The sequence below is a fragment of the Arthrobacter sp. Soil_C_60 genome (assembly GCF_057656375.1).
Genome location: NZ_JBDGKM010000001.1, coordinates 224,680 through 249,386 on the forward strand (window position 1 = coordinate 224,680; position 24,707 = coordinate 249,386).

24 protein-coding genes are annotated in these 24,707 nt (G+C 63.9%); 22 read left to right on the forward strand and 2 right to left on the reverse strand.

The genetic code is table 11. From position 1 onward, the window contains the following. The first annotated feature begins 59 nt into the window (after positions 1 to 59). The 11 genes from pcaC to tuf all read left to right on the forward strand — a co-directional run bounded on the left by pcaC (position 60) and on the right by tuf (position 13,200). Entirely contained in the window at positions 60 to 485 is a 426-nt protein-coding gene (gene pcaC / locus AC3A4M_RS01110) for a 4-carboxymuconolactone decarboxylase (protein WP_498733313.1), read from the forward strand. Between the two features lie 187 nt (positions 486 to 672). Beyond that, positions 673 to 1,878, forward strand: a complete 1,206-nt coding sequence (locus tag AC3A4M_RS01115; protein WP_498733315.1) for a thiolase family protein — start codon at positions 673 to 675, stop codon at positions 1,876 to 1,878. A gap of 21 nt (positions 1,879 to 1,899) precedes the next feature. Then, on the forward strand, positions 1,900 to 2,598 hold the full coding sequence (locus tag AC3A4M_RS01120) for a 3-oxoacid CoA-transferase subunit A (RefSeq protein ID WP_498733317.1): 699 nt from the start codon (positions 1,900 to 1,902) through the stop codon (positions 2,596 to 2,598). Continuing rightward, complete coding sequence (locus tag AC3A4M_RS01125; protein ID WP_498733319.1) at positions 2,595 to 3,236, forward strand: 3-oxoacid CoA-transferase subunit B; 642 nt, start codon at positions 2,595 to 2,597, stop codon at positions 3,234 to 3,236. Before AC3A4M_RS01120 ends, AC3A4M_RS01125 begins: the two co-directional genes overlap by 4 nt. A gap of 35 nt (positions 3,237 to 3,271) precedes the next feature. Beyond that, positions 3,272 to 4,060 carry an IclR family transcriptional regulator domain-containing protein gene (locus tag AC3A4M_RS01130; protein WP_498733321.1) on the forward strand — a complete coding sequence of 263 codons (789 nt, stop codon included), beginning with the start codon at positions 3,272 to 3,274 and terminating at the stop codon, positions 4,058 to 4,060. Positions 4,061 to 4,181: 121 nt separating this feature from the next. Further along, positions 4,182 to 6,293 (forward strand): acyltransferase family protein, encoded by a 2,112-nt coding sequence (locus AC3A4M_RS01135; RefSeq protein ID WP_498733323.1) that lies wholly within the window; start codon positions 4,182 to 4,184, stop codon positions 6,291 to 6,293. 54 nt (positions 6,294 to 6,347) lie between these two features. Next, the gene (locus AC3A4M_RS01140) at positions 6,348 to 8,471 is read left to right on the forward strand and encodes an acyltransferase family protein (RefSeq protein ID WP_498733325.1); all 2,124 of its coding nucleotides are present in this window, start codon (positions 6,348 to 6,350) and stop codon (positions 8,469 to 8,471) included. Between the two features lie 266 nt (positions 8,472 to 8,737). Beyond that, positions 8,738 to 9,112, forward strand: coding sequence for a 30S ribosomal protein S12 (gene rpsL / locus AC3A4M_RS01145; RefSeq protein ID WP_264668642.1), 375 nt, complete (start codon positions 8,738 to 8,740; stop codon positions 9,110 to 9,112). Position 9,113: 1 nt separating this feature from the next. Beyond that, complete coding sequence (gene rpsG / locus AC3A4M_RS01150) at positions 9,114 to 9,584, forward strand: 30S ribosomal protein S7 (RefSeq protein ID WP_139005738.1); 471 nt, start codon at positions 9,114 to 9,116, stop codon at positions 9,582 to 9,584. A gap of 84 nt (positions 9,585 to 9,668) precedes the next feature. Then, positions 9,669 to 11,783 carry an elongation factor G gene (fusA, locus tag AC3A4M_RS01155; protein WP_498733327.1) on the forward strand — a complete coding sequence of 705 codons (2,115 nt, stop codon included), beginning with the start codon at positions 9,669 to 9,671 and terminating at the stop codon, positions 11,781 to 11,783. Between the two features lie 226 nt (positions 11,784 to 12,009). Next, entirely contained in the window at positions 12,010 to 13,200 is a 1,191-nt protein-coding gene (tuf, locus tag AC3A4M_RS01160; protein ID WP_139005740.1) for an elongation factor Tu, read from the forward strand. A 169-nt stretch (positions 13,201 to 13,369) separates the two neighbouring features. Here the strand turns inward: tuf and AC3A4M_RS01165 are convergent, their stop codons facing one another. After that, on the reverse strand, positions 13,370 to 13,750 hold the full coding sequence (locus tag AC3A4M_RS01165; protein ID WP_498731103.1) for a VOC family protein: 381 nt from the start codon (positions 13,748 to 13,750) through the stop codon (positions 13,370 to 13,372). Between the two features lie 236 nt (positions 13,751 to 13,986). Between AC3A4M_RS01165 and AC3A4M_RS01170 the strand changes: the two genes are divergently transcribed. Together AC3A4M_RS01170 and AC3A4M_RS01175 are read left to right on the forward strand one after the other, a co-directional pair. Then, on the forward strand, positions 13,987 to 17,751 hold the full coding sequence (locus AC3A4M_RS01170) for a hypothetical protein (RefSeq protein ID WP_498733330.1): 3,765 nt from the start codon (positions 13,987 to 13,989) through the stop codon (positions 17,749 to 17,751). A gap of 9 nt (positions 17,752 to 17,760) precedes the next feature. Further along, the gene (locus AC3A4M_RS01175; RefSeq protein ID WP_498733332.1) at positions 17,761 to 17,901 is read left to right on the forward strand and encodes a hypothetical protein; all 141 of its coding nucleotides are present in this window, start codon (positions 17,761 to 17,763) and stop codon (positions 17,899 to 17,901) included. 73 nt (positions 17,902 to 17,974) lie between these two features. Here the strand turns inward: AC3A4M_RS01175 and AC3A4M_RS01180 are convergent, their stop codons facing one another. Then, positions 17,975 to 19,447 carry a glycoside hydrolase family 1 protein gene (locus tag AC3A4M_RS01180; protein ID WP_498733334.1) on the reverse strand — a complete coding sequence of 491 codons (1,473 nt, stop codon included), beginning with the start codon at positions 19,445 to 19,447 and terminating at the stop codon, positions 17,975 to 17,977. Between the two features lie 540 nt (positions 19,448 to 19,987). Here AC3A4M_RS01180 and rpsJ point away from each other — a divergent pair. From rpsJ to rplP, 9 genes are read left to right on the forward strand one after another with little or no spacing between them, the layout of a single operon-like run. Next, a complete protein-coding gene (gene rpsJ / locus AC3A4M_RS01185; RefSeq protein ID WP_003803825.1) occupies positions 19,988 to 20,296 on the forward strand; it encodes a 30S ribosomal protein S10 in 309 nt (102 codons plus the stop codon). A 16-nt stretch (positions 20,297 to 20,312) separates the two neighbouring features. Continuing rightward, positions 20,313 to 20,966 (forward strand): 50S ribosomal protein L3, encoded by a 654-nt coding sequence (gene rplC, locus AC3A4M_RS01190; RefSeq protein ID WP_139005742.1) that lies wholly within the window; start codon positions 20,313 to 20,315, stop codon positions 20,964 to 20,966. 4 nt (positions 20,967 to 20,970) lie between these two features. After that, positions 20,971 to 21,573: a 50S ribosomal protein L4 gene (gene rplD, locus AC3A4M_RS01195; RefSeq protein WP_074701286.1), complete on the forward strand. Its 603-nt coding sequence runs from the start codon at positions 20,971 to 20,973 to the stop codon at positions 21,571 to 21,573. Beyond that, positions 21,570 to 21,875 (forward strand): 50S ribosomal protein L23, encoded by a 306-nt coding sequence (rplW, locus tag AC3A4M_RS01200; protein ID WP_074701287.1) that lies wholly within the window; start codon positions 21,570 to 21,572, stop codon positions 21,873 to 21,875. Before rplD ends, rplW begins: the two co-directional genes overlap by 4 nt. A 30-nt stretch (positions 21,876 to 21,905) precedes the next feature. After that, the gene (gene rplB, locus AC3A4M_RS01205) at positions 21,906 to 22,745 is read left to right on the forward strand and encodes a 50S ribosomal protein L2 (protein ID WP_074701288.1); all 840 of its coding nucleotides are present in this window, start codon (positions 21,906 to 21,908) and stop codon (positions 22,743 to 22,745) included. A 12-nt stretch (positions 22,746 to 22,757) separates the two neighbouring features. Further along, entirely contained in the window at positions 22,758 to 23,039 is a 282-nt protein-coding gene (rpsS, locus tag AC3A4M_RS01210) for a 30S ribosomal protein S19 (protein WP_074701289.1), read from the forward strand. Between the two features lie 39 nt (positions 23,040 to 23,078). Continuing rightward, positions 23,079 to 23,444, forward strand: coding sequence for a 50S ribosomal protein L22 (rplV, locus tag AC3A4M_RS01215; RefSeq protein ID WP_074701290.1), 366 nt, complete (start codon positions 23,079 to 23,081; stop codon positions 23,442 to 23,444). Continuing rightward, positions 23,445 to 24,290 carry a 30S ribosomal protein S3 gene (rpsC, locus tag AC3A4M_RS01220; RefSeq protein WP_498733338.1) on the forward strand — a complete coding sequence of 282 codons (846 nt, stop codon included), beginning with the start codon at positions 23,445 to 23,447 and terminating at the stop codon, positions 24,288 to 24,290. It begins immediately after the preceding gene. Further along, on the forward strand, positions 24,291 to 24,707 hold the full coding sequence (rplP, locus tag AC3A4M_RS01225; RefSeq protein ID WP_074701292.1) for a 50S ribosomal protein L16: 417 nt from the start codon (positions 24,291 to 24,293) through the stop codon (positions 24,705 to 24,707).

Sequence of the window (24,707 nt, forward strand, 5' to 3'; positions counted from 1 at the left end):
ACCAAAGCCAAGCCACCTGAAGAGAACCACCACCACCAAGCCAACAAGGAGCACCACCGGTGAGCGAAACAACCCCGACATTCGATCCGGCCCAGACCCAGCAGGACGTGTACGACGGCGGCATGAAGGTACGCCGCGAAGTGCTCGGCGATGCGCACGTGGACCGGGCCAACAGCTCGATCGACGAATTCACCCAGGAGTTCCAGGAACTGATCACGCGCTACGCCTGGGGGACCATCTGGACCCGCGAAGGGCTGCCGCGGACCACCCGCAGCGCCATCACGCTGACCGCCATGATCGCCAACGGCTACTGGGAGGAGTTGGCCATGCATGTGCGGGCGGCGCTGACCAACGGCATGACCCGGGACGAGATCAAGGAAGTCATCCTCCAGTCCGCCATTTACTGCAGTGTTCCCGCTGCCAATGTCGCCTTCAAGGTGGCCCAGGGCGTGTTCGCCACCCTTGACGAGGATCACGCGAAGTAGCTATAGTTCATATCACGTACATCTGTTCGTGAAGCGAACACCGTTCCGGTGGCCAGCCGGCGGACAGAGGCGAGAACTTTTTCAGCACTTCATCCGGCCCGGCCGCACATCCTGAGTAAGGCTGCGCGGCCGGGGCCGGGACTGAATCCGCGCCCCGAGCGAAGGGCCGCGGTCTAAGGAGCCCGTAGTGAACCAGGCGTACCTCTATGACGCTATCCGCACCCCCTTCGGTAAATTCGGCGGTGGATTGGCAGGCGTCAGGCCTGACGATCTGGCCGCCGAGGTAGTCAAGGCCTCCGTAGCGCGGGCGCCCGGCCTGGACCCGGAGCGCATCGACGAAGTCATCTTCGGCAACGCCAACGGTGCCGGCGAAGAAAACCGCAACGTGGCCCGCATGGCCACCCTGCTGGCGGGCCTGCCCACCTCCATCCCGGGGACCACGGTGAACCGCCTCTGCGGCTCCAGCCTGGACGCAGCCATCATCGCCTCCCGCCAGATCAATGCCGGTGAAGCCGACGTCACGCTCATCGGCGGCGTCGAGTCCATGAGCCGCGCCCCCTGGGTGCTGCCCAAGACCGCCAAGCCTTACCCGGCCGGCGACATGACGCTGGCTTCCACCACGCTCGGCTGGCGCCTGGTGAACAAGAACATGCCCAAGGAATGGACTGTCTCGCTGGGCGAGGCCACCGAGCAGATGCGCGAACGCCATGGCATCAGCCGCGAACGCCAGGACGAATTCGCCGCCGCCTCGCACAAGCTGGCCGACGCCGCCTGGAACGAGGGCAAGTACGGGAACCTCGTGGTTCCCGTTCCCGGCACCGACCTCACGCGGGACGAGAGCATCCGCCCCACCAGTACATCGGACGTCCTGGCTGGCCTGAAGACCGTGTTCCGCCCGGTCGGCGACGGCCCCGAGGGCGGCACCGTGACCGCCGGCAACGCCTCACCGCTTAACGACGGCGCCTCCGCGGCCCTGCTGGGCAGCGAAGCCGGCGCCGAGGTGCTCGGCATGGAACCGCTGGCCCGCATCGCCGGCCGCGGCGCCGCCGCACTGGAACCGCAGTTCTTCGGGTTCGCGCCGGTCGAGGCCGCCAACCAGGCCCTCAAGCGCGCCGGCATCAGCTGGGGCGACGTTGCCGCCGTCGAACTCAATGAGGCCTTCGCCGCGCAGTCGCTGGCGTGCATCGACGCCTGGGACATCGACCCGGCGATCGTCAATGCCTGGGGCGGCGCCGTGGCCATCGGCCACCCGCTGGGCGCCTCCGGCATCCGCATTCTCGGCACCCTGGCCCGCCGTCTGCAGGCCAGCGGCCAGCGCTGGGGCGTGGCCGCAATCTGCATCGGTGTGGGCCAGGGCCTCGCCGTCGTGCTTGAAAACGTCAACGCCAAGTAAGTAATCAAGAGAGGCTTGAGCATGCTCAACATTGCACAAACAGCCCAGGAAGCGGTGGCGGGCGTTTATGACGGCGCCACCGTGCTGATCGGCGGCTTCGGTAACGCCGGCCAGCCGATGGAGCTGATCGACGCGCTGCTCGAATGCGGCGCGAAGGACCTGACCGTGGTCAACAACAACGCGGGCCAGGCCGACGCCGGCCTGGCGCTGCTGATCAAGGAACGCCGGGTCAAGAAGATCATCTGCTCCTTCCCGCGGCAGTCCGATTCCTGGCACTTCGACGCGGCCTACCGGGCCGGCGAAATCGAGCTGGAACTGGTGCCGCAGGGCAACCTGGCGGAGCGCATCCGTGCCGCCTGGGCCGGCATCGGCGGTTTCTTCACGCCCACCGGCTACGGCACCATGCTCGCCGAGGGCAAGGAAACCCGCGAGATCGACGGCCGGGGCTACGTCTACGAGACGCCGATCCACGCCGACTTCGCGCTGATCAAGGCCCTGAAGTCGGACAAGACGGGCAATCTGGTCTACCGCAAGACCGCCCGCAACTTCGGCCCGATCATGGCAGCCGCCGCCAAGAAGTCCATTGTGCAGGTTTCCGAGATCGTGGAAACCGGGCAGCTGGATCCCGAGGTGGTTGTCACCCCGGGCATCTACGTGGACACCGTCGTCAAGATTGCGGCGCCTGCAACCGCCGCGGCAGAACAGAAGGTAAGCAAGTGAGCGAGAAAATCGGCCGCGACGAGCTGGCCCAACTTGTAGCCAAGGACATCAAGCCCGGATCCTTTGTGAACCTGGGCATCGGCCAGCCGACGCTGGTCTCGAACTACCTGACCCCGGAGCAGGACATCACCCTGCACACCGAGAACGGCATGCTGGGCATGGGTCCGGTAGCCCAGGGCGACGAGATCGACGAAGACCTGATCAACGCGGGCAAGATTCCGGTCACGGAACTGCCCGGGGCGTCCTACTTCCACCACGCTGACTCGTTCGCCATCATGCGCGGCGGCCACCTGGATGTCTGTGTGCTCGGGGCCTTCCAGGTCTCCGCCACCGGCGACCTGGCCAACTGGCACACCGGCGCCCCGGACGCCATTCCGGCCGTGGGCGGGGCCATGGACCTGGCCACGGGTGCCAAGGACGTCTACGTGATGATGTCCCTGTTCACCAAGGACGGCCAGTCCAAGCTGGTTCCGGAATGCACGTACCCGGTGACGGGCGTGAACTGCGTGACCCGGATATACACTAATGAGGCTGTATTCCTGATTACGAAGGATGGCGTCCGCGTGCGCGAAACCTTCGGAACCACCATTGAGAAACTGCAGGCCAAGATGGAAGTGAAGCTGCTTCCGGCCGAATAACCGCAACTGACCTGCGCACCGCGCAGTAGGGAATGATGACCGAGACCAAACTGCCGGGCGACCAGTTCGTCCAGTCGCTCGCCCGCGGCCTTGCCGTGATCCGTGCCTTCGACGCCGATCACATCAGCATGACCCTCAGCGAGGTCTCCAAACGAACGGGACTGACCCGCGCCACGGCCCGCCGTTTCCTGCACACCCTGGTTGACCTGGGGTACGTGCGGACGGACGGGCGGGTGTTCGAGCTGACGGCTCTGGTGCTGCAGCTCGGATACTCCTACCTGGCCGGGCAGTCCCTTCCCCAATTGGTGCAGCCGCTGCTCGAAGAGCTCTCCGAGGAACTGCACGAATCCAGCTCGGCTTCGATTCTCGACGGCGACGACATCGTCTACATCGCACGCATCCATACCAGGCGGATCATGACGGTCGGCATTACGGTGGGCACCCGGTTCCCGGCCTACGCCACCTCGATGGGACGGGTGCTGCTCGCCGGGCTGCCGGCCGACCAGCTGGACGAGTACCTGTCCCGGGCAGAGCTCAAGCCACTCACCCCGCGGACCATCAGCGACCCCGGGAGGCTCCGCACCGAACTGGACAAAGTCCGCACGCAGGGCTGGGCGCTGGTGGACCAGGAGCTCGAAAACGGGCTGCGTTCCGTGGCCGTCCCGATCCTCCAGCCGGACGGCACGGTGGTCGCCGCACTGAACATGTCCATGCAGGCCTCGCTGGCCGACGGCACGGACCTGGACCAGGCCGTCTTCGAGGCGCTGCCCAAACTCCAGGCAGTCTCCGCCAAGATCACCGACGCCCTGCGCGCCCAGCACTAACTTTCTGCCGCCGGATTTTTACCGGCGGTTTTCTGCCGCCGGCGGAATCCAATGCCGTTCCGCCGGCGATCCGGACCTCGCCCGGCTCCTGCCTGTTATCTTTTTGTTATATTGGCTGTCTATGCCTGAATTGACCAGACAAGCCGCCGAAACCGGGGGAGAGCAGCCCGCTGCCAAGCCGCAGCGGCGGAAATTCCTGCCCGAAGTCCAGGCCCTGCGCGCCCTTGCCGTGCTCCTCGTGGTGATCTACCACCTGCAGCCCGGCTGGCTGCCCGGCGGATTTGTCGGCGTCGATGTCTTCTTCGTCATCTCCGGGTTCCTGATCACCGGGCACATGCTGCGCGAGGTCCGGCGGACGGGCAGACTCTCGCTGTCCGCATTCTGGGCGGCGCGGGCCCGGCGCATCCTGCCCGCGGCCCTGGTGACCATCGCAGCGGTCTGCCTGGCCACCTTCCTGCTGAGCCCGGCGACCCAATGGGGCAGGATCGGTTCGCAGGCGCTGGCCTCCACGTTCTACACGCAGAACTGGGTGCTCGCCGCCGACTCCACCGACTACATGGCAGCCGGCAACAGCGCCACGCCGCTGCAGCACTTCTGGTCGCTGGCCGTGGAGGAACAGTTCTACCTGTTCTGGCCGCTGCTGATGCTGCTTGCCGTGGCGCTCGGCCGGCGCTGGCGCGGAAAACACGGGCGACAACTGCGTGCCGTGGTGCCGGTCTTCGCCGTGGTTGCAGCGGCGTCGCTGGTCTTCAGTATCTGGTTTACGGCCACGGGTAGTCCGGCTGCGTACTTCATCACCCCCACCCGGATCTGGGAACTCGCCCTCGGCGGGCTGCTCGCGGCGACCCTGACCTACACAGACCGCTGGCTGCGCACCCGCAAGGTCCTGGCGCTGGCCGGAGCTGCCGCCATTCTTGCCGCTGGCCTGGCCTTCAGCGGCGCCACCCCCTTCCCCGGTGCTGCCGCGCTGCTGCCCGTGCTCGGGACCATGGCCGTCATCGCCGCCGGCCGCACCACCGGCGCCGCGTCGCTGCACACCGTCATCGACCGCAGGCCCGTGCAGTGGCTGGGGAACGTTTCCTACTCCCTCTACCTCTGGCACTGGCCGCTGGTGGTGTACTACCGCACCCTCGCGGACCGGCCGCCGGGCCCGTGGGAGAGCCTGCTCCTGCTGGCGGCCTCACTGGGACTGGCGGCGGCGAGCTACTACTTCATCGAGACCCCGGTCCGCAAGGCTGGCTGGCTGTCGGCGCATCCGTGGCGTCCCATCGGCGCCGGCGTTGTGGCCATGGGCCTGATCGGGACGCTCGCGCTGGCCCCCGGGCAGCAGCGCGAGCAGCTGGTGGCCGAGCGCGCAGTGCAGACGCAGCAGTTGCTGGAGGCCCCGCCGTCGCAATTCGGCGCGAAGGCGATGGACGCCGGCGCCGATAAAAGCTTCGCCGGCGCAAACGAAGCCATCGTGCCGGATCCGAACAAGGCGGTGGAGGACGAGTTCGACTTCGGCGACTGCGTGGCGCAGCAGCGCGACGCCGAGACGCCGGAGTGCGAATACGACTACCGCAAGAACGACGGCGGACCCACCGTTGCGCTGGTGGGAGACTCCCATGCGGGGCAATGGGCGCCCGCCCTGGACGTCCTGGCTAAGGAGCGTGGCTGGAACCTGGTCACCTACATCCACAACTCATGCCCGTTCACGCCGGAGCGGCGGGTGCTCGAGGCCGAGGGCAAATCCGTCTGCACCGAACCCAACGCGCAGACCCTTCAGCGGCTGGCCGACCGGGGCGATGTGGATGCGGTCCTCACGTCCTACTTCTCCTCCTCGGTCTTCGAGGACACGGCTACCGGCCACCGGCCTGGAGTTGCGGGCATGGCCGGATACTGGAACACGCTGGCCGATGCCGGAATCGATGTCTATCCGATCGTGGACACGCCGGCACCGCGGCCGGGAGCGGACCCGCGGGACTGCGTGGACCTGCACTATGGCGAGCCCGAGCGCTGCAGCCAGCCGCGGGCGGAGGGCTTCGACGGCAAGGACATTACCCGCGAGGCAGCCGCCCTGGCGCCACGGGCCCGGGTGGTCGACCTCTCGGACAAGTTCTGCGGCGCGGATTCCTGCCCGATGGTCATCGGTAACGTCATGCTCTACCGCGACTTCAACCACGTCACCCGGACCTACATGCTGACCCTGGTCGACCGGCTGGGGGAGGAGCTCGAGGCCGCCAAGGCGGAGTGAAACTAGCAGAAGTATGCCGCGTTCATGTCGAGTGCACCGTTTGTTTACCTGGGCATGACTGACTTAGCACTCATGGAGACCAAACAGGCGGAAGGAAAAGTACGCAAGTTCCTGCCCGAAATCCAGGCCCTGCGGGCGCTGGCGGTGCTGATGGTGGTGGTCTACCACCTTGAGCCGCGGTGGCTGCCGGGCGGGTTTGTCGGCGTCGACGTTTTCTTCGTCATTTCCGGTTTCCTGATCACCGGACACATGCTGCGCGAGGTGGCCCGAACGGGTACCGTCTCGCTGCGCCACTTCTGGGGCGCCCGCATCCGGCGCATCCTGCCCGCGGCGCTGCTCACCGTCGTCGTTGTCCTGGTGGTCACACTGATGATCGCTCCGATGACGCAGTGGCCGCAGATCGGCATCCAGGCGCTGGCCTCCACCTTCTACGTGCAGAACTGGGCCTTGGCCTCCAACTCGGTGGACTATCTGGCCGCCACAGAATCCGCCACCGCGCTCCAGCACTTCTGGTCGCTTGCTGTGGAGGAACAGTTCTATGTGTTCTGGCCGCTGCTGGTCCTGCTGGCGGCCTACCTGGTCCGCAAGTCCAACGCGCGACTGCAGGCCGGCGGGCAATTGCGCCGTGCGAGTTACTCGGTCACCCGCTGTGTGGGCCTGCTCTTCGCGATGGTCACCGCGGCCTCGCTGGTCTTCGGGATCTGGTACACCGCAGGCGGCAGCCCGGCTGCCTACTTCATTACGCCTACCCGGATCTGGGAGCTCGGGCTTGGCGGGCTGCTGGCACTCACCCTGACCTACACGGACCGCCTGCCGCATCTGCGCAGCGTCCTGGCGGCCGCGGGCCTGGCCATGATCCTGGCAGCGGCCTTCCTGCTGGACGGTTCGACGCCCTTTCCCGGCACAGCCGCGCTGCTCCCGGTCCTGGGCACCATGGCGATTATTGCCGCCGGACGCACCGGCGGAGAGCTGTCGCTGCACCGGTTGGTGGACCTGAAGCCGGTGCAGTGGACCGGCAACATCTCCTACTCCCTCTACCTGTGGCACTGGCCGCTGATCGTCTTCTACAAGACGGTGGCCGGCGGCGAGCCCGGGCCGGTGGCCAGCCTGGTGCTCCTGGCGGGATCCTTCGGCCTGGCCGCGCTGAGCTACTACTATGTGGAAACCCCGGTGCGCCGGTTCGGTTGGCTCAATACCCAGGCCTGGCGCCCGCTGGCCGCGGGAGCAGCGGCCACCGCGCTGGTGGGTACGCTGGCCTTCGTTCCGGGCAACCAGCAGGAGCGGATCCTGGCGGAACGCGCAGTCCAGACATCGGCACTGCTGGCCGCGCCTCCGGAGGACTTCGGCGCCGAGGCAATGTCGCCGGCCGCGGACCGTGCGTTCGCCGCTGACTCCGAGGTGATCGTGCCGGACCCCAGTCTGGCGAAGGAAGATAATTTCGACGTCGGCGACTGCGCCTCGCTGGCATCGGATCCGGAGACGAAGGAATGCGAATTCGGGGACGAGGACGCGGCGAAGACCGTGGCGCTGGTCGGGGACTCGCACGCCGCGCAATGGTTTGCCGCGCTGGAGCCGGTTGCCGAAAAACAGGACTGGCGGGTGGTGACGTACCTGCACAACTCGTGCCCCTTCACCACGGAAATGCGGGTGGCCGAACGGGACGAGGACCTGCAGTGCACCGAGCCGAACCGCGAAACCCTGGACCGGATCATCGACAGGGGAGACGTGGACGCCGTCGTGACCTCCTACTATGCCAACGTGAACTTCGTGGATTCCGGTACCGGACACCGCCCGGGAGCTGCCGGCTTTGCCGAGAACTGGAACGCGCTGGCCGACGCCGGGATCGAGGTCTATCCCCTGATTGATACTCCCCGGCCGCGCGAAGGGGCCATAGCCCCGGACTGTGTCGCGCAGTCCTATGAGGAACCGCAGGAGTGCAACCAGCCGCGCAGCGAAGGGTTCGACGACCAGGACCTTACGCGGGAAGCCGCGGAACTGGCACCCCGAGCGCGGGTGCTGGATCTCTCGGACGCCTTCTGCGGGGAGGATTCCTGCCCCGCGGTGATCGGCAACGTGCTGCTCTACGCCGACAAGAACCACATCACCAGGACCTACATGAAGACGCTGGCGCCCCGGCTTGAGGAAGAGCTGCTGGCAGCCATTGAAGAGGCGCAGTGAACCTGCTGTCAGATGCTTCGTTAATCTCTGATAGACTATTACCCGATTGTTTTGTGTGGCAGTGGATGAAGGCCGTTCCGAAGTTTCCGCAGGTTGGGAATTTTGGGATGGAGCCTGTTTCCGGTCCGCGGGGTTCTTGCGCGGTGAATGCCACACCTTTGCATGCCTACGGTCGTTTCAATCCGCAGTAGGCGTGGAGACGACTGGAAAGTGCCTGGCCTCGCAAAAGTGGCGGGGCAAAGCCTAGATAAACGGAGATCACGTAAGTGCCTACGATTAACCAGCTGGTCCGCAAGGGCCGCACACCCAAGGTCAATAAGACCAAGGCGCCCGCGCTTAAGGGCAGCCCCATGAAGCGCGGCGTCTGCACCCGCGTTTACACCACCACCCCGAAGAAGCCGAACTCCGCTCTTCGTAAGGTAGCCCGTGTCCGCCTCAACGGTGGCATCGAAGTTACCGCCTACATCCCCGGTGTAGGCCACAACCTGCAGGAACACTCCATCGTGCTCGTTCGCGGCGGCCGTGTTAAGGACCTGCCGGGTGTCCGCTACAAGATCGTCCGTGGTGCACTCGATACCCAGGGCGTGAAGAACCGCAAGCAGGCTCGTAGCCGCTACGGCGCGAAGATGGAGAAGAAGTAATATGCCCCGCAAGGGTCCGGCCCCCAAGCGGCCGCTAGTTGTAGATCCCGTCCACGGTTCCCCCCTGGTCACCCAGCTGATCAACAAGGTTCTGGTCGACGGCAAGAAGTCCACCGCAGAGCGCATCGTTTACGGTGCCCTTGAAGGTGTCCAGACCAAGACCGGCGGCGATCCCGTTGCCGCTCTGAAGAAGGCCATGGACAACGTCCGGCCCACCCTCGAGGTCCGCTCCCGCCGTGTCGGTGGCGCCACGTACCAGGTTCCCGTTGAGGTCAAGCCGGGCCGTGCCACGGCTCTGGCCCTGCGCTGGCTGGTTGGCTACTCCAAGGCCCGCCGCGAGAAGACCATGACCGAGCGTCTCATGAACGAGATTCTGGACGCCTCGAACGGTCTGGGTGCCGCTGTGAAGCGTCGCGAAGACACCCACAAGATGGCCGAGTCCAACAAGGCCTTCGCTCACTACCGCTGGTAAAAAACCTCTACCGACGACGGTGGCTGGCTGGCTCAGCTGCCCACCGCCGTCGTTGGTTGGGGCTCACCTAAAAAGGGAGAAACTGTGGCACTCGACGTGCTTACCGACCTTAATAAGGTCCGCAATATCGGCATCATGGCCCACATCGATGCCGGCAAGACCACCACTACGGAGCGCATCCTGTTCTACACGGGTGTGAGCCACAAGATCGGCGAAACGCACGACGGTGCTTCGACGACCGACTGGATGGAGCAGGAAAAGGAACGCGGCATCACCATCACCTCTGCCGCGGTGACCTGCTTCTGGGACCAGAACCAGATCAACATCATCGACACTCCGGGCCACGTGGACTTCACGGTTGAGGTCGAGCGCTCCCTGCGGGTCCTCGACGGCGCCGTTGCAGTGTTCGACGGCAAGGAAGGCGTCGAGCCGCAGTCCGAGACTGTGTGGCGCCAGGCCGACAAGTACGAAGTTCCGCGTATCTGCTTCGTCAACAAGATGGACAAGCTCGGTGCGGACTTCTACTACACCGTTGACACCATCATCAACCGCCTGGGTGCCAAGCCGCTGGTTATGCAGCTGCCGATCGGCTCCGAGAGCGAGTTCGTCGGTGTCGTGGACCTGCTGACCATGAAGGCCCTGACCTGGCCCGGCGATGCCAAGGGTGACGTCACCATGGGTGCTGCCTACGAGACCGGCCCGATTCCGGCGGAGCTGCAGGCCAAGGCCGAGGAATACCGCGCCAAGCTGGTCGAGGATGTTGCAGAATCTTCCGATGAGCTGATGAACAAGTTCCTCGAGGGCGAAGAGCCCACCATCGAAGAGCTGAAGGCCGGCATCCGCAAGATGGTCGTGAACTCGGAGATCTACCCGGTCTTCTGTGGTTCCGCGTTCAAGAACCGCGGCGTGCAGCCGATGCTGGACGCTGTCATCGATTACCTGCCTTCCCCGCTGGACGTTGCGTCGATGATCGGCCACGACCCGCAGAACGAGGAAAAGGAACTGACGCGTAAGCCGAGCGAGGACGAGCCGTTCTCCGCGCTTGCGTTCAAGATCGCCGCGCACCCGTTCTTCGGTCAGCTGAACTTCATCCGCGTCTACTCCGGTAAGGCCGTGGCGGGTCAGCAGCTGCTGAACTCCACCAAGGGCAAGAAGGAGCGCCTGGGCAAGCTGTTCCAGATGCACGCCAACAAGGAAATGCCGGTCGACGAGCTGCATGCCGGCCACATCTACGCCGTCATCGGCCTCAAGGACACCACCACCGGCGACACCCTGTGTGCTCCCGATGCCCCGATCGTCCTCGAATCGATGTCCTTCCCGGAGCCGGTGATCTTCGTGGCCATCGAGCCGAAGACCAAGGGCGACCAGGAGAAGCTGTCCACGGCTATCCAGAAGCTCTCCGCTGAGGACCCGACGTTCACCGTCAGCCTGAACGAAGACACCGGCCAGACCGAAATCGGCGGCATGGGCGAGCTCCACCTGGATATCTTGGTGGACCGCATGCGCCGCGAGTTCAAGGTTGAGGCCAACGTCGGTAAGCCGCAGGTTGCATACCGCGAAACGATCAAGAAGGCCGTCGACAAGGTCGACTACACCCACAAGAAGCAGACGGGTGGATCCGGCCAGTTCGCAAAGGTCCAGGTGGCCTTCGAGCCGTTGGATACTTCCGAAGGCGTCTTCTACGAATTCGAGAACAAGGTCACTGGTGGCCGTATCCCCCGCGAGTACATTCCCTCGGTGGACCAAGGTATCCAGAGTGCCCTGCAGCTCGGTGTGCTGGCCGGCTACCCGCTGGTCGGCGTGAAGGCCACTCTGCTTGACGGCGCCTACCACGACGTCGACTCTTCGGAAATGGCGTTCAAGATCGCCGGTTCCCAGGTGCTGAAGGAAGGCGTCAAGCGCGCCAACCCGGTCCTGCTCGAACCGCTGATGGCCGTTGAAGTACGTACCCCTGAGGAATACATGGGCGACGTCATCGGTGACCTGAACTCCCGCCGTGGCATGATCCAGTCCATGGAAGATGCCTCGGGTGTGAAGGTTGTCCGCGCCAACGTGCCGCTGTCCGAAATGTTCGGCTACATCGGCGACCTGCGTTCCAAGACGCAGGGCCGTGCTGTGTACTCGATGCAGTTCGAGAGCTACTCTGAGGTCCCGAAGGCAGTTGCCGACGAGATCATCCAGAAGACGCGCGGCGAGTAAATTTCGGTAGCGTCCCGGTTCGCCGGGGCAAAACCAAACGCAGTGGGCCGGTCACCCCGGTGGACGGCCCGCTGCACCGCAGGCCGAGGGTAACGGCAAGTTGCCGGTACCTGAAGAAATCTGTAATTTCACCAAATACAAAAGCCCGAAGTAGACTTGTTCAGGTTTCGGTAACGAAAAGCGTTACCGAAGAGCAATTCTTCTCAAAACGTTCTAGGAGGAACCCGTGGCGAAGGCAAAGTTCGAGCGGACTAAGCCGCACGTCAACATTGGCACCATCGGTCACGTTGACCACGGTAAGACCACGTTGACCGCTGCTATTTCCAAGGTGCTTCATGACAAGTACCCCGATCTCAATGAGCAGCGTGACTTCGCAGCTATCGACTCTGCCCCGGAAGAGCGCCAGCGCGGTATCACCATCAACATCTCGCACATCGAATACCAGACCGAGAAGCGCCACTACGCACACGTAGACGCCCCCGGTCACGCTGACTACATCAAGAACATGATCACTGGTGCAGCTCAGATGGACGGCGCAATCCTCGTGGTTGCCGCTACCGATGGCCCGATGGCTCAGACCCGCGAGCACGTTCTGCTGGCCCGCCAGGTTGGTGTTCCCTACCTGCTGGTCGCGCTGAACAAGTCCGACATGGTTGAAGACGAAGAGCTCCTCGACCTCGTCGAAATGGAAGTTCGCGAACTGCTCAGCTCGCAGGAATTCGACGGCGACAACGCTCCGGTAGTCCGCGTTTCGGGCCTGAAGGCTCTGGAAGGCGACCCGCAGTGGGTCAAGTCCGTTGAGGACCTGATGGAAGCCGTCGACGAAAACGTTCCGGACCCGGTCCGCGACAAGGACAAGCCGTTCCTGATGCCGATCGAGGACGTCTTCACCATCACCGGCCGCGGTACCGTTGTTACCGGCCGCGCCGAGCGTGGTACCCTCGCCATCAACTCCGAGGTCGAGATCGTCGGTATCCGTCCGATCCAGAAGACCACGGTTACCGGTATCGAGATGTTCCACAAGCAGCTCGACGAGGCATGGGCCGGCGAGAACTGTGGTCTGCTGCTCCGCGGTATCAAGCGCGAAGACGTAGAGCGTGGCCAGGTTGTTGTGAAGCCGGGTTCCATCACCCCGCACACCGACTTCGAGGCCAACGTCTACATCCTGTCCAAGGATGAAGGCGGCCGCCACAACCCGTTCTACTCGAACTACCGCCCGCAGTTCTACTTCCGTACCACGGACGTAACCGGCGTTATCACCCTGCCGGAAGGCACGGAAATGGTTATGCCCGGCGACAACACTGAGATGACCGTTGAGCTCATCCAGCCGATCGCTATGGAAGAGGGCCTCGGCTTCGCTATCCGTGAGGGTGGCCGCACCGTTGGATCCGGTCGCGTTACCAAGATCATCAAGTAATTACTTGGTTCTTGGATAATCGGCCCGGTGCAACTGCACCGGAATGAGACCAGGAAAACCCCCGCTGTTCATGCAGCGGGGGTTTTCTGTCTTAACACCCGTTGGCGGGCCCCGGCTGATCCGGAATATTTCCGGCTGGTCGGAGTGGTGCGTGCTGGCAGGACTCCTCTCAGACGGGCTGGTGGAGGCAGAGAACGTTGCCTTCCGGATCCGCAAACCACGCGCAGCGGAGATTGTCGCTGGTTGCGATGTGGTTGATGGTCTTCAGACCCGGCAGGTCGTAGTCTTCGAACTTGATGCCACGGCCCTCAAGATCCTTCATCTCTGCTTCCAGATCGGCTACCTCGAAACTCACGGCAGTGTTCTGCGACGGAGTGGCATCCGGCCGCCGCAGCAGTTCGAGCGCGGTAGCTCCGTCGGTGGAGAAAATGAAGGTGTCGTCATCCATGAGGCCCTGGGGTTCGAGACCTAGGGACTTCTCGTAGAAATCGCGTGCGCGGTCCAGATCTTTCACGGGCAGGACCGCGGTCATTTTGGTAGTGCTGAGCACTGCGTCCAACTCCCTTCGTGCAATCGGCGTGCGGACACCTACAGAATAGTCTTTCCGGCGCTCTTCGGACCGGCCCAACAGCGACAAATTTCAGCATGCACCGGACTGCTTGAAACGGCCCTGCCGGCGGACGTGCTGCTGGATATCCACAGCCATGGAATGCAGCTGCGTTGCCCCGCCAAGCGGCTACATATACTGGCGGAACAGTCTCAAAAAAATGAAGAGGTCCGGGGGATATGGAGCTATTTGCGGTCATCGTGCTGGCCGGCGTGGCGTTTGTTGCGGGATGGTTCATCAGCCTTCGCAATGCCGGTGCCAGAGAAACCCCGGGAAATTGGGCGGCCAAGCTGCCTCCGCCGGCCCAGGTGTATGAGGAGGGCTACCGCCAGGGATTCCTTGATGCACAGGCAGCAATGGAGCCGGCCGGCGTTCCAGCTGCATCCGCTGGGGAAGCACCGCCGCCACCGGTTCCCACGCAACTGGCGCCGTCATCGCAGACTACGACGGCGCAGCCCAGTCCCGCTTTTAGCCCGCCTTCGCAGGACATGCCGCAGGTGCCTCTGGACGGGCAGCAGCCCGGCGTTCATCGGGGACAACCTCTGCCCGGATATGGGCCCCTGCCAGGGCAACACCCCGTGCCGAACGCTCTGGGGCCGGATATCGCTCCGCCCGGAAGGGCGGAGCAGACTCCAGTCCTCGATCCTGCAGTGGCCGCGCGTCACCGCGAAGAGGAGGAACGAAAGCGGGTGCGGGCTAAGCAGCGACGGGACCTGCGCAATATCAACATCACCCTCTACTCGGCGAGCCTGCTGCTCGTGGCCGCGGCGGCGCTGTTCATCGGCTCCGCGGTGCCTGCCGGTGCCCGGGCGGTCACGATTTTTGCCGTGACCCTGCTGTTTTACACTGCCGGCTTGGGCGTTTATTCGCGAGCACCACGGCTGCGCCCGGCCGGCATGGCCTTCACCGGTACCGGACTGGCACTGCTGCCAGTGGCAGGCCTGGCGCTGTACAACTTCGTCCTCGCCGATGCCGCCAGCAGCTGGCTGATTACGGCACTGGTGGGCACAGCGGCCTACGCCTACGCCGCCGTGCGGATGCAAAGCCGGGTGGTTGCGTACCTGAGCTTGCCATTCTTTATCTCCATCGCTTGGTCAGCTGTGGCCGTGCTGGGCGGTGCGCTGGTCTGGTACTTCACCTTTTCCATTGCCCTGGCGGTCGGGACCAGCCTCGTCTCCTACTTCCGCCCCCGGTGGATGCCCGGCGTGTATTCCGCGGCCCTGGTAGAGGTGCACCGTTACCTCACACCTCTAGCCGTGCTTGCCGCGTTCTTCGTGGGGGACCAGTTGCAGGCGGGAGACTACGCGCTGCTGCTCGCCATGGCGACGGGATACTACGGGACCATGCTGTTCACAGGCGGCGGGCAGGACAAACTGGCCAATACCTACGGGCTCCGCATCGCGGTGACTTTGGCTGCCATGTATCTAGTTGTGGCCGCCGGCGGCAGCTGGCCCTGGGCGTTGTTCACTGTGGCCACGGCGCTGGCGCTTCAGGCTGCGGCGATGGCGGTTTTCGGCCCGGTCTGGCTTCGGTTCCTCAAGGACCAACCGTGGGTGCGGCACCGGACGTCGGACGGTTCCGGCCCGGCCGAATCGATCTTCCGTATTGATTTGGGAACGGTCGTCGTCCTCCAGATGCTGCTGACCTTGCTCCAGATCCTTGATGGCATCGGCGCGGCAGGCAGGCCGGGGCCGGAGCCGGTGCTCATGCTGCTGGTCCTCGCCGCTTCCGCCTTCACGATCGCGTGGAAATTCCGTGGCTGGACTGAGCCGTTGATAGTGCTGCCTGTCCTTTCAGCCGTGGTACTGCTGGAGTGGCATAACCCGTGGCGGCAGGAACTGCTACTGGGTCTGGCCCTGGCCTATCTCTTGGCCCGCATCCGGGCATCGGCCGGGCAGGAACGGCTTTGGGCCGTGTCTGCGGCACGTGCCGCGGCGACGCTGCTCTTGCCGATCATGGCCCTGACCCATCTGCCCCAGCTGGGCATGGAGCAGGATCTGACAGGACGAGCGGCCCTGCTCGTCCTGGCGCTGGGCTTCGTGACGAACCAGGTCGCAAGCACCGTGCTGCTGGACCGCGGCGTCGGCAGTGCGGCACCCCGGCTGACCGTGCTCGTCTCCGCGGCACTAGGCTTCGGGCCCACCTGCGGGCTCGTAGCTGCGGAACTCTCCGCAGACCCGGGCCTTCAAGACAGCGGCGTCCAGTTGGGGTACGCGGCCTTCTGGGCCTGGACTGCCGCCGGTGTGGCGTCTTCCTTTATGCTGACGCCGCGGGTTCGGCACGATCCCGCCAAGTCCGAAAGACGGGCAGAGACCACGCTGGATGCGCCAGTCGGACTGATGGAGCCGCTGGCCCCCGTCGTCCTGGCCGCAGGGGCGTTACTTGGAACATCATTCCTCGGCATCCGGGGATACGAGATCCTGGTCGGCGTTGATTTGGTTTACGCCGCGGCCATGGCCGCCGTCTTGCGCAACCGTGGGCGTAAGGGCGTGTATCTGCTCGCAGCCCAGCTGTCGCTGACCGGACTGGTGGCACTGATCGGGCAGGATCTGGACGTTAGCATCCATGTGCTCTTCGTCCTCGTCGCCTGCACAACTGCACTCCAGGAAACCGCGCGGCTGCTCATCCGGCGGCGGCTGGGGGAGTACGGGCTGCAAAGAGTTTCTGCGTGGCTGGGGCTTGCCCTGCTGGCGGTTCTGCCATGGCTATATGCCGCGGCAGTTGCTGCGCCGCAGCGCGACGTCGTCGTACTGCAGCTGCTCCTGTTGATCGCCGTTGCCGCCGCCCGGTTCGGGCAGCGGCAGGGCGCCGGATCCAGCGGGTACGTCAGCGTGTACGGCCTGGCTGCGCTCGTTGCCGCCGTCACCGATGCGGCTCCGCTGGCAGAAACGGGATGGCTGCCGGCCCTGCTGTCGGCGGACGGCGGCTCGGTGGCAGCACTGCTGTTCGGGACCGTTGCTGCAGTTCTGCGCGTGTTCAGGCCGGGGCAGCGGCTGCGCTATCTACTCCTTGCCGCCACGGCTGTTTTCACTTTGGAGGCATTGGCGTTGTCGCTGGTGGAAGATGCCTGGATGACGCCGGTGGCCTTGCTCGGGGCAGCGGTGCTGTTCTTCGTACTTTCGCACCGCGAGCAGCTGCCTTGGCTTTACGCTGGTGGTGCCGTTTCAGTCCTCGCAGCCGCGCTTGCATTGATGCAGCGACTGCAGGAATCAGCATTGCTGGACTTTGCCAGCGGGCCTGCACAATGGCTGGCCGCAGCCTGGCTCGCGGCTGTGCTGCTATACGGCTTCCGGCTCACGCTGCGTGAACGGGAAGATGCGGATCCGGTGCGGGCTGTCATCCTGACCGGTGTGGCTCTTGGTGTGCTCGGCTTGGTTTCATTGCTTGCCATTTTCCCCGGACCCACTGCTATTGCGGCGTCCTTATCCATCATCGTGGCGGCCGCTCTGGCCGTGATCGAAACTCCGGAGCGGGTGCGCGAGGCGGCGGCTGAGGGGGCCTTCTTTGTGTTCGTCCTCGCTGTGCAACGTCTCTATGCGGTTGCCGCGGGCTGGATCGATCCGTTCTGGGCGTTGCAATGGTGGGTGGTTGCCGGCGCTCTGGTGGCTGCCTACGAGTTCGTCCGCGGTCGGGATCAACGCGGCACGGTTGTGCTGGCCGTCGCAGCCGGCGGGCTGTCGCTGTCCGGCTTCGGAACGATCATTCTGAGCGACGCCGGCAAGCAGGTCTGGGCATTGCTGGGCCATGGCGGGCTGCTCGTCGCGGGAGTCATGCTGTCGCGCAAACTGTTCACCGTGTGGGGAGCGGTGGGTATTGCCCTGGCTCTGCTGTGGTTTATGCGCGGCTTTACCTTCCTGCTGCTGGCCGTCGCCGCATTGGCCCTGCTGGCCTTCGCCATCTGGAAATTGATGCGGCACGGTAAGCAGGACACGGAGCGGCAGTAGGATCGAACCATGGAGTGGATAGTCTTTTGGATCGTAATCGGCATTGTGGTGGCCGTGGCCGGCGCCGCCATGTGGGGCCGCAAGTACTTTCGGCATGAAATCGACCGGGCCAAGCGGATCCGTCGCGCCAACCAGGACGGCGAACGTTAGGCGCGCACGGGTTCAAGACGCAAAGCGCGGGTCGGTGCCGAGCTGGAGGCTGCAGGCTGCCGTCGCCGGCACCTCAGCGCCGGAGGCTGCTGGTGTCAGCTGCCCGTAGCGACGTGATTTCCTGCAGCCAGTTATAGGAGGATTTCGGAATGCGCTGCTGGGTTTCGAAATCCACGTAAACCAGCCCGAAACGCTGGCTGTAGCCGGCGGCCCACTCGAAGTTGTCCATCAGCGTCCAGACGTAATAGCCCCACAGGTCGATTGATTCGGCAGGCCCGCCGGGTGCGGTGGCATTCAAGGCAGCCGCCAGATGGTCACCGAGGTAATTGATCCGGTTTACATCGGCAACGTGCGGCTCCGATGTCAGTGCATCCTGGACCACCACATCGGGGAAGCTTGCGCCGCCCTCAGTGATGAAGACTGGGGGCAACCCTGGATATCTGTTGGCCATTTCCGTCAGGGCCACTGCCAAGTACTCCGGTGCGATCGGCCAGCCGAAGGCCGTGCGGTCGTACTGAGGCCAACCGGTGATGTGGAAGGGAAGGTCCGGACTGTCTGCGAGCATATGCTCCGGAACCCCCTCCGGGATTGCATGCGGGCCGGTGTTAGGTCCCGGGCCGGGCGCGATTCGGGTCGGGAAGTAGTAATTGAGGCCATAGAAGTCCAAGGGCTGGCTCATGATCGCCAGGTCTTCCGCGGAAACATCCGTGAGGTAGTGCAGGAACGGCGTCAGCAGCGGATTGAAGTCCGAGTACCGGCCGAGCAGCACTGGGTCCGAGAACATCGCGTTGTGCAGGATATCGAAGAGTTCCACCATCAGGTCGTTGGCAAAGCCGCCGCGGGCGGAGACAACGGGTGAGTACACATTGGTAATGCCCAGTTCGCCCGGGACGTTGGCGCTGCGCAGTGCCTGGACGCTCAGTCCGTGGGCCAGGATCATATGGTGCGCCGCGGGCAAGGCTTCGAACAGGCCCGGATAACCCGGGGCATGGATCCCCAGGGCATAGCCGTTGAGGGTTACGGTGGTGGGTTCATTGATAGTGACCCAGCGGTGGACCCGGTCACCGAAGGCCTCCGCGGCGAGCCCGGCGAAGTCAGCCAGTCGATATGCGGTCTCGCGGTTGAGCCATCCGCCGGCCTGCTCGAGCGGCAGCGGGGTGTCCCAGTGGTAGAGCGTGCACATGGGGGAGATGCCGCGCTCGAGCAGCTGGTCGAGGAGCCGGTCATAGAAATCGATGCCTGCCTGGTTGACCTGACCGCGGCCGTCGGGCTGGATACGCGGCCAGGAAAGAGAGAAACGGTACGAGTCGACGCCGAGCGCGTGCAGCAGCTCGACGTCTTGGGGCATCCGGTGATAGTGGTCGCAGGCGACGTCGGCCCGGTCACCGTTGACGATGTGGCCTTCCTGCTGGGAGAAGGCGTCCCAGCCCGAGGGCCCGCGGCCGTCTTCGGCCACGGCACCTTCAATCTGAAAGGCGGCCGTGGCAACTCCCAGCGTGAAGTCGGGCGGGATCAGTGCTGCCAGGCTCTGCGGTGTCATGCCCATGATCAAGTCCTTAGATCAAGCCGCCGGCGGCCGGAAGAGCCGTCGATAATCAGAAGCATCTCACTTCACGACGGCTGCGTCACGGCAATTTGTGGCGTCCGCAGCCAAATGGCTATGGTTGGGAAGGAACACATTGGTTGTTCCCGTCGGGCCGGAGTGTATACCCGGCCGGTGCAGATGCCCGGCAACCCGGCGCAGATTGGCGTTTCATGCCGATATCTGCCACACTAGATGAGTTGTTCAAGCGCTTCCTTATGTCGTCGTGCGAAACCGCGTCCCGCCCGGGATAATGCCCGGGGCCAGGGTCAGGTTCCACTAGGCGGAGAAGCCCAAATATAACCCGCCCCAATTTTGCATGGGTTCGTGCGCAGAATATTCGCGACACGCCCGAGCGCGGGGGTCGGAGCCTCGGCAGGGTGAGGAACCCGGAAATATCCGGATTCAGTCTGTTGGAGGAGCGCCAGGTGCGGACTTGATCCGGCCGGAGGGGCGCAGACCGGAAATTAACAGAGCAGCACTGAGAAAGAGAGCGGAGACGCCATGGCGGGACAGAAAATCCGCATCCGTCTGAAGTCATATGACCATGAGGTCATTGATGTTTCAGCACGGAAGATCGTTGAGACGGTCACGCGTGCAGGCGCAACGGTAGTCGGCCCCGTGCCGCTGCCCACCGAGAAGAACGTGTACTGCGTTATTCGTTCGCCGCACAAGTACAAGGACAGCCGTGAGCACTTTGAAATGCGTACTCACAAGCGTCTGATCGACATTATTGACCCCACGCCGAAGGCCGTTGACTCGCTCATGCGTCTTGACCTGCCTGCTGACGTGAACATCGAAATCAAGCTGTAGGGGAGTGCGGATAAATATGTCTACCACTACACGCCAGGTAAAGGGACTGCTGGGCACCAAGCTCGGCATGACCCAGGTCTGGGACGAGAACAACCGCCTTGTGCCGGTAACTGTCGTCCAGGCTGACTCCAACGTCATCACTCAGCTGCGCAATGCAGATGTTGATGGTTACACCGCCGTTCAGATCGGCTTCGGCCAGATCGACCCCCGCAAGGTGTCCAAGCCGCTGGCTGGCCACTTTGAGAAGGCCGGTGTCACCCCCCGCCGCCACGTAGTTGAACTGCGCACCTCAGATGCAGACACCTACGAGCTGGGCCAGGAGCTCTCCGTGGAGACCTTCGAAGCCGGCCAGAAGGTCGACGTCGTCGGTACCTCCAAGGGTAAGGGCTTCGCCGGTGTTATGAAGCGTCACGGCTTCCATGGTGTTGGTGCCTCCCACGGTGCCCACAAGAACCACCGTAAGCCCGGTTCCATCGGTGGCGCGTCCACCCCGGGCCGCGTCTTCAAGGGCCTCAAAATGGCCGGCCGCATGGGCGCCGTCCGCCACACCACGCTGAACCTGACCGTTCACGCTGTGGACACTGAGAAGTCGCTGCTCTTGATCAAGGGCGCCGTTCCCGGTGCCCGCGGCTCGGTCGTTCTCGTCCGTTCCGCTGTGAAGGGAGCCTAGTTCAATGGCTAACACTGTAAATGTCGATCTGCCTGCAGAGATCTTCGACGTACAGACCAACGTGCCGCTGCTGCACCAGGTTGTCGTCGCGCAGCTCGCTGCCGCCCGCCAGGGCACGCATAAGACCAAGACCCGCGCCGAGGTTTCGGGTGCAGGCCGCAAGCCGTTCAAGCAGAAGGGCACCGGCCGCGCCCGTCAGGGTTCCATCCGTGCACCTCACATGACCGGCGGTGGCGTTGTCCACGGTCCGACCCCGCGCGATTACAGCCAGCGCACCCCCAAGAAGATGAAGGCTGCTGCCCTGCGCGGCGCCCTGTCCGACCGGGCACGCAACGGCCGCATCCACGTTCTCGAGTCTCTGGTTGCCGGCGAGAAGCCGAACACCAAGGGTGCCCTCGAGTCCCTGCGGTCCGTCTCTGACCGTAAGAACCTGCTCGTTGTTATCGAGCGCGCCAACGATGTTGCGGCCCTGAGCCTGCGCAACATCACGGAAGTTCACACGATCTACGTAGATCAGCTGAACACCTACGACGTGCTGGTTTCCGACGACGTGGTCTTCACCAAGGCAGCCTACGAGGCTTTCGTCAACAAGGAGGACGCCAAGTGAGCGCGACCACCGTAAAGGACCCCCGCGACGTCGTCATTGCACCCGTCGTTTCGGAGAAGAGCTACGGCCTGATCGACGAAGGTAAGTACACCTTCCTGGTCGACCCGCGCTCGAACAAGACCGAGATCAAGCTGGCCGTGGAGAAAATCTTCTCCGTCAAGGTCGACTCGATCAACACCATCAACCGTGCCGGGAAGCGCAAGCGCACCCGTTTCGGATGGGGACAGCGCAAGAATACCAAGCGCGCAATTGTCACCCTGAAGGAAGGCACAATCGACATCTTCGGCGGTCCGCTTTCTTAAGCGGAGACCACTTTAACGAGGAAATAAACTATGGGAATCCGTAAACACAAGCCGACTACGCCGGGCCGCCGAGGCTCTAGCGTTGCCGACTTCGCTGAAATCACGCGATCGACGCCGGAAAAGTCGTTGGTTCGTCCCCTGACCAAGTCGGGCGGCCGTAACAACTCCGGTAAGATCACTACCCGCCATAAGGGTGGTGGCCACAAGCGCGCCTACCGTCTGATCGACTTCCGTCGTCACGACAAGGACGGCGTACCGGCCAAGGTTGCCGAGATCGAATATGATCCGAACCGCACCGCCCGTATCGCACTGCTGCACTACGTTGATGGCACCAAGCGTTACATCCTTGCTCCAGCCAAGCTGAAGCAGGGCGACGTTGTTGAGGCCGGCGCCAGCGCCGACATCAAGCCCGGCAACAACCTGCCGCTGCGCAACATCCCCGTGGGTACTGTTATCCACGCCGTTGAACTGCGTCCCGGCGGCGGTGCCAAGATGGCCCGCTCCGCCGGTGCCTCGGTACAGCTCGTTGCCAAGGAAGGCAAGTACGGCCAGGTCCGTCTGCCCTCCGGCGAAATCCGCAACGTTGACGTGCGCTGCCGCGCATCCATCGGTGAGGTCGGCAACGCCGAGCAGTCCAACATCAACTGGGGCAAGGCCGGCCGCATGCGCTGGAAGGGCGTTCGCCCGACCGTCCGCGGTGTGGCCATGAACCCGGTCGACCACCCGCACGGTGGTGGTGAAGGTAAGACCTCCGGTGGACGCCACCCGGTCAACCCGAACGGTAAGCCTGAGGGCCGCACCCGCCGTCCCAACAAGGAAAGCGACAAGCTCATTGTGCGTCGCCGTCGTACTGGCAAGAACAAGCGATAGGAGCCTGGAGACATGCCACGCAGCCTGAAGAAAGGCCCCTTCGTCGATCAGCACCTCTTTGTCAAGGTAGCTGCAGAGAACGAAAAGGGCACCAAGAACGTCATTAAGACGTGGTCCCGCCGTTCGATGATCGTCCCCGACATGCTCGGGCACACGATCGCCGTACACGACGGACGCAAGCACATTCCGGTGTTTGTCACCGAGTCGATGGTCGGGCACAAGCTCGGCGAATTCGCCCCGACGCGGACCTTCCGCGGCCATGTGAAGGACGACCGTAAGGGCAAGCGCCGCTAGGCGCTCGCTCGTACGGCAGAAGACGAGAGAAGGAAAGCAATGGAAGCCAAGGCTATTGCGCGCCATATTCGCGTGACGCCTATGAAGGCCCGGCGCGTCGTCAACCTTGTTCGTGGCAAGCAGGCGAATGAGGCTCTGGCAATTCTGAAGTTTGCCCCGCAGGCAGCTTCGGAGCCGGTCAGCAAGGTACTCGCATCGGCAGTCGCCAACGCCCGCGTTCTCGCGGACCGTGACGGCGTCGCCTTTGACGAGAGCGACCTGTATATCAGCGAAGCATTTGTCGATGAAGGCCCGACCATGAAGCGGTTCCAGCCGCGTGCCCAGGGCCGCGCTTACCGCATCAACAAGCGGACCAGCCACATCACACTTGTTGTCGCTACCCCGGAGAAAGAGGAGGACCAGTAAGTGGGACAGAAAGTAAACCCGCACGGATTCCGACTCGGTATCACCACCGACCACGTTTCCCACTGGTTCGCTGACAGCAACAAGGCCGGCCAGCGTTACAAGGACTTCGTTCGCGAAGACGTCAAGATCCGCCAGCTTATGTCCACGGGCATGGAGCGGGCAGGTATTGCCAAGGTTGAGATCGAGCGCACCCGTGACCGTGTCCGCGTGGACATCCACACCGCACGGCCCGGTATTGTTATCGGCCGCCGTGGTGCAGAAGCTGACCGCATCCGCGGCGAGCTCGAAAAGCTGACCGGCAAGCAGGTTCAGCTGAACATCCTTGAGGTCAAGAACCCCGAGATCGAAGCACAGCTCGTTGCCCAGGGCATCGCCGAGCAGCTGACTTCCCGCGTGGCTTTCCGCCGCGCGATGAAGAAGGCCATGCAGTCCGCACAGCGGGCCGGCGCCAAGGGTATCCGCGTTCAGTGCTCCGGCCGCCTGGGTGGCGCCGAAATGAGCCGTTCGGAGTTCTACCGCGAAGGCCGTGTGCCCCTGCACACCCTCCGCGCGAACATCGACTACGGCTTCTTCGAAGCCAAGACCACCTTCGGCCGCATCGGTGTGAAGGTCTGGATCTACAAGGGCGACGTTACTGCCAAGGAACTGGCTGCGCAGCAGGCTGCAGCTCCGTCCCGTGGCCGTGGCGGAGACCGTCCGGGCCGCGGCCCGGCGGCAGACCGCGGTGGCGAACGCCGTCGTCGTAATGACCGTCCTGCACAGGCTTCGGCCGATGCAGCTCCCAAGGCCGAGGCTCCGGCTGCTGAAGCAGCTGCCGCTCCGGCTGCCGAAGGAGGACAGGCTTAAATGCTTATCCCACGTCGAGTCAAGCACCGTAAGCAGCACCACCCGGGTCGTTCCGGCGCTGCAACGGGCGGCACCCAGGTCAGCTTCGGCGAGTGGGGTATTCAGGCGCTCACGCCTGCATACGTCACCAACCGGCAGATCGAAGCAGCCCGTATCGCTATGACCCGCCACATCAAGCGTGGCGGTAAGGTCTGGATCAACATTTATCCGGACCGCCCCCTGACGAAGAAGCCGGCCGAAACCCGTATGGGTTCCGGTAAGGGTTCGCCGGAGTGGTGGGTTGCCAACGTCAAGCCGGGCCGGGTTCTGTTCGAACTCTCCGGTGTCAGTGAAGAGGTAGCTCGCGAGGCACTGCGCCTGGCGATCCACAAGCTCCCGTTGAAGGCACGCATTGTGCGTCGCGAAGGTGGTGAATAG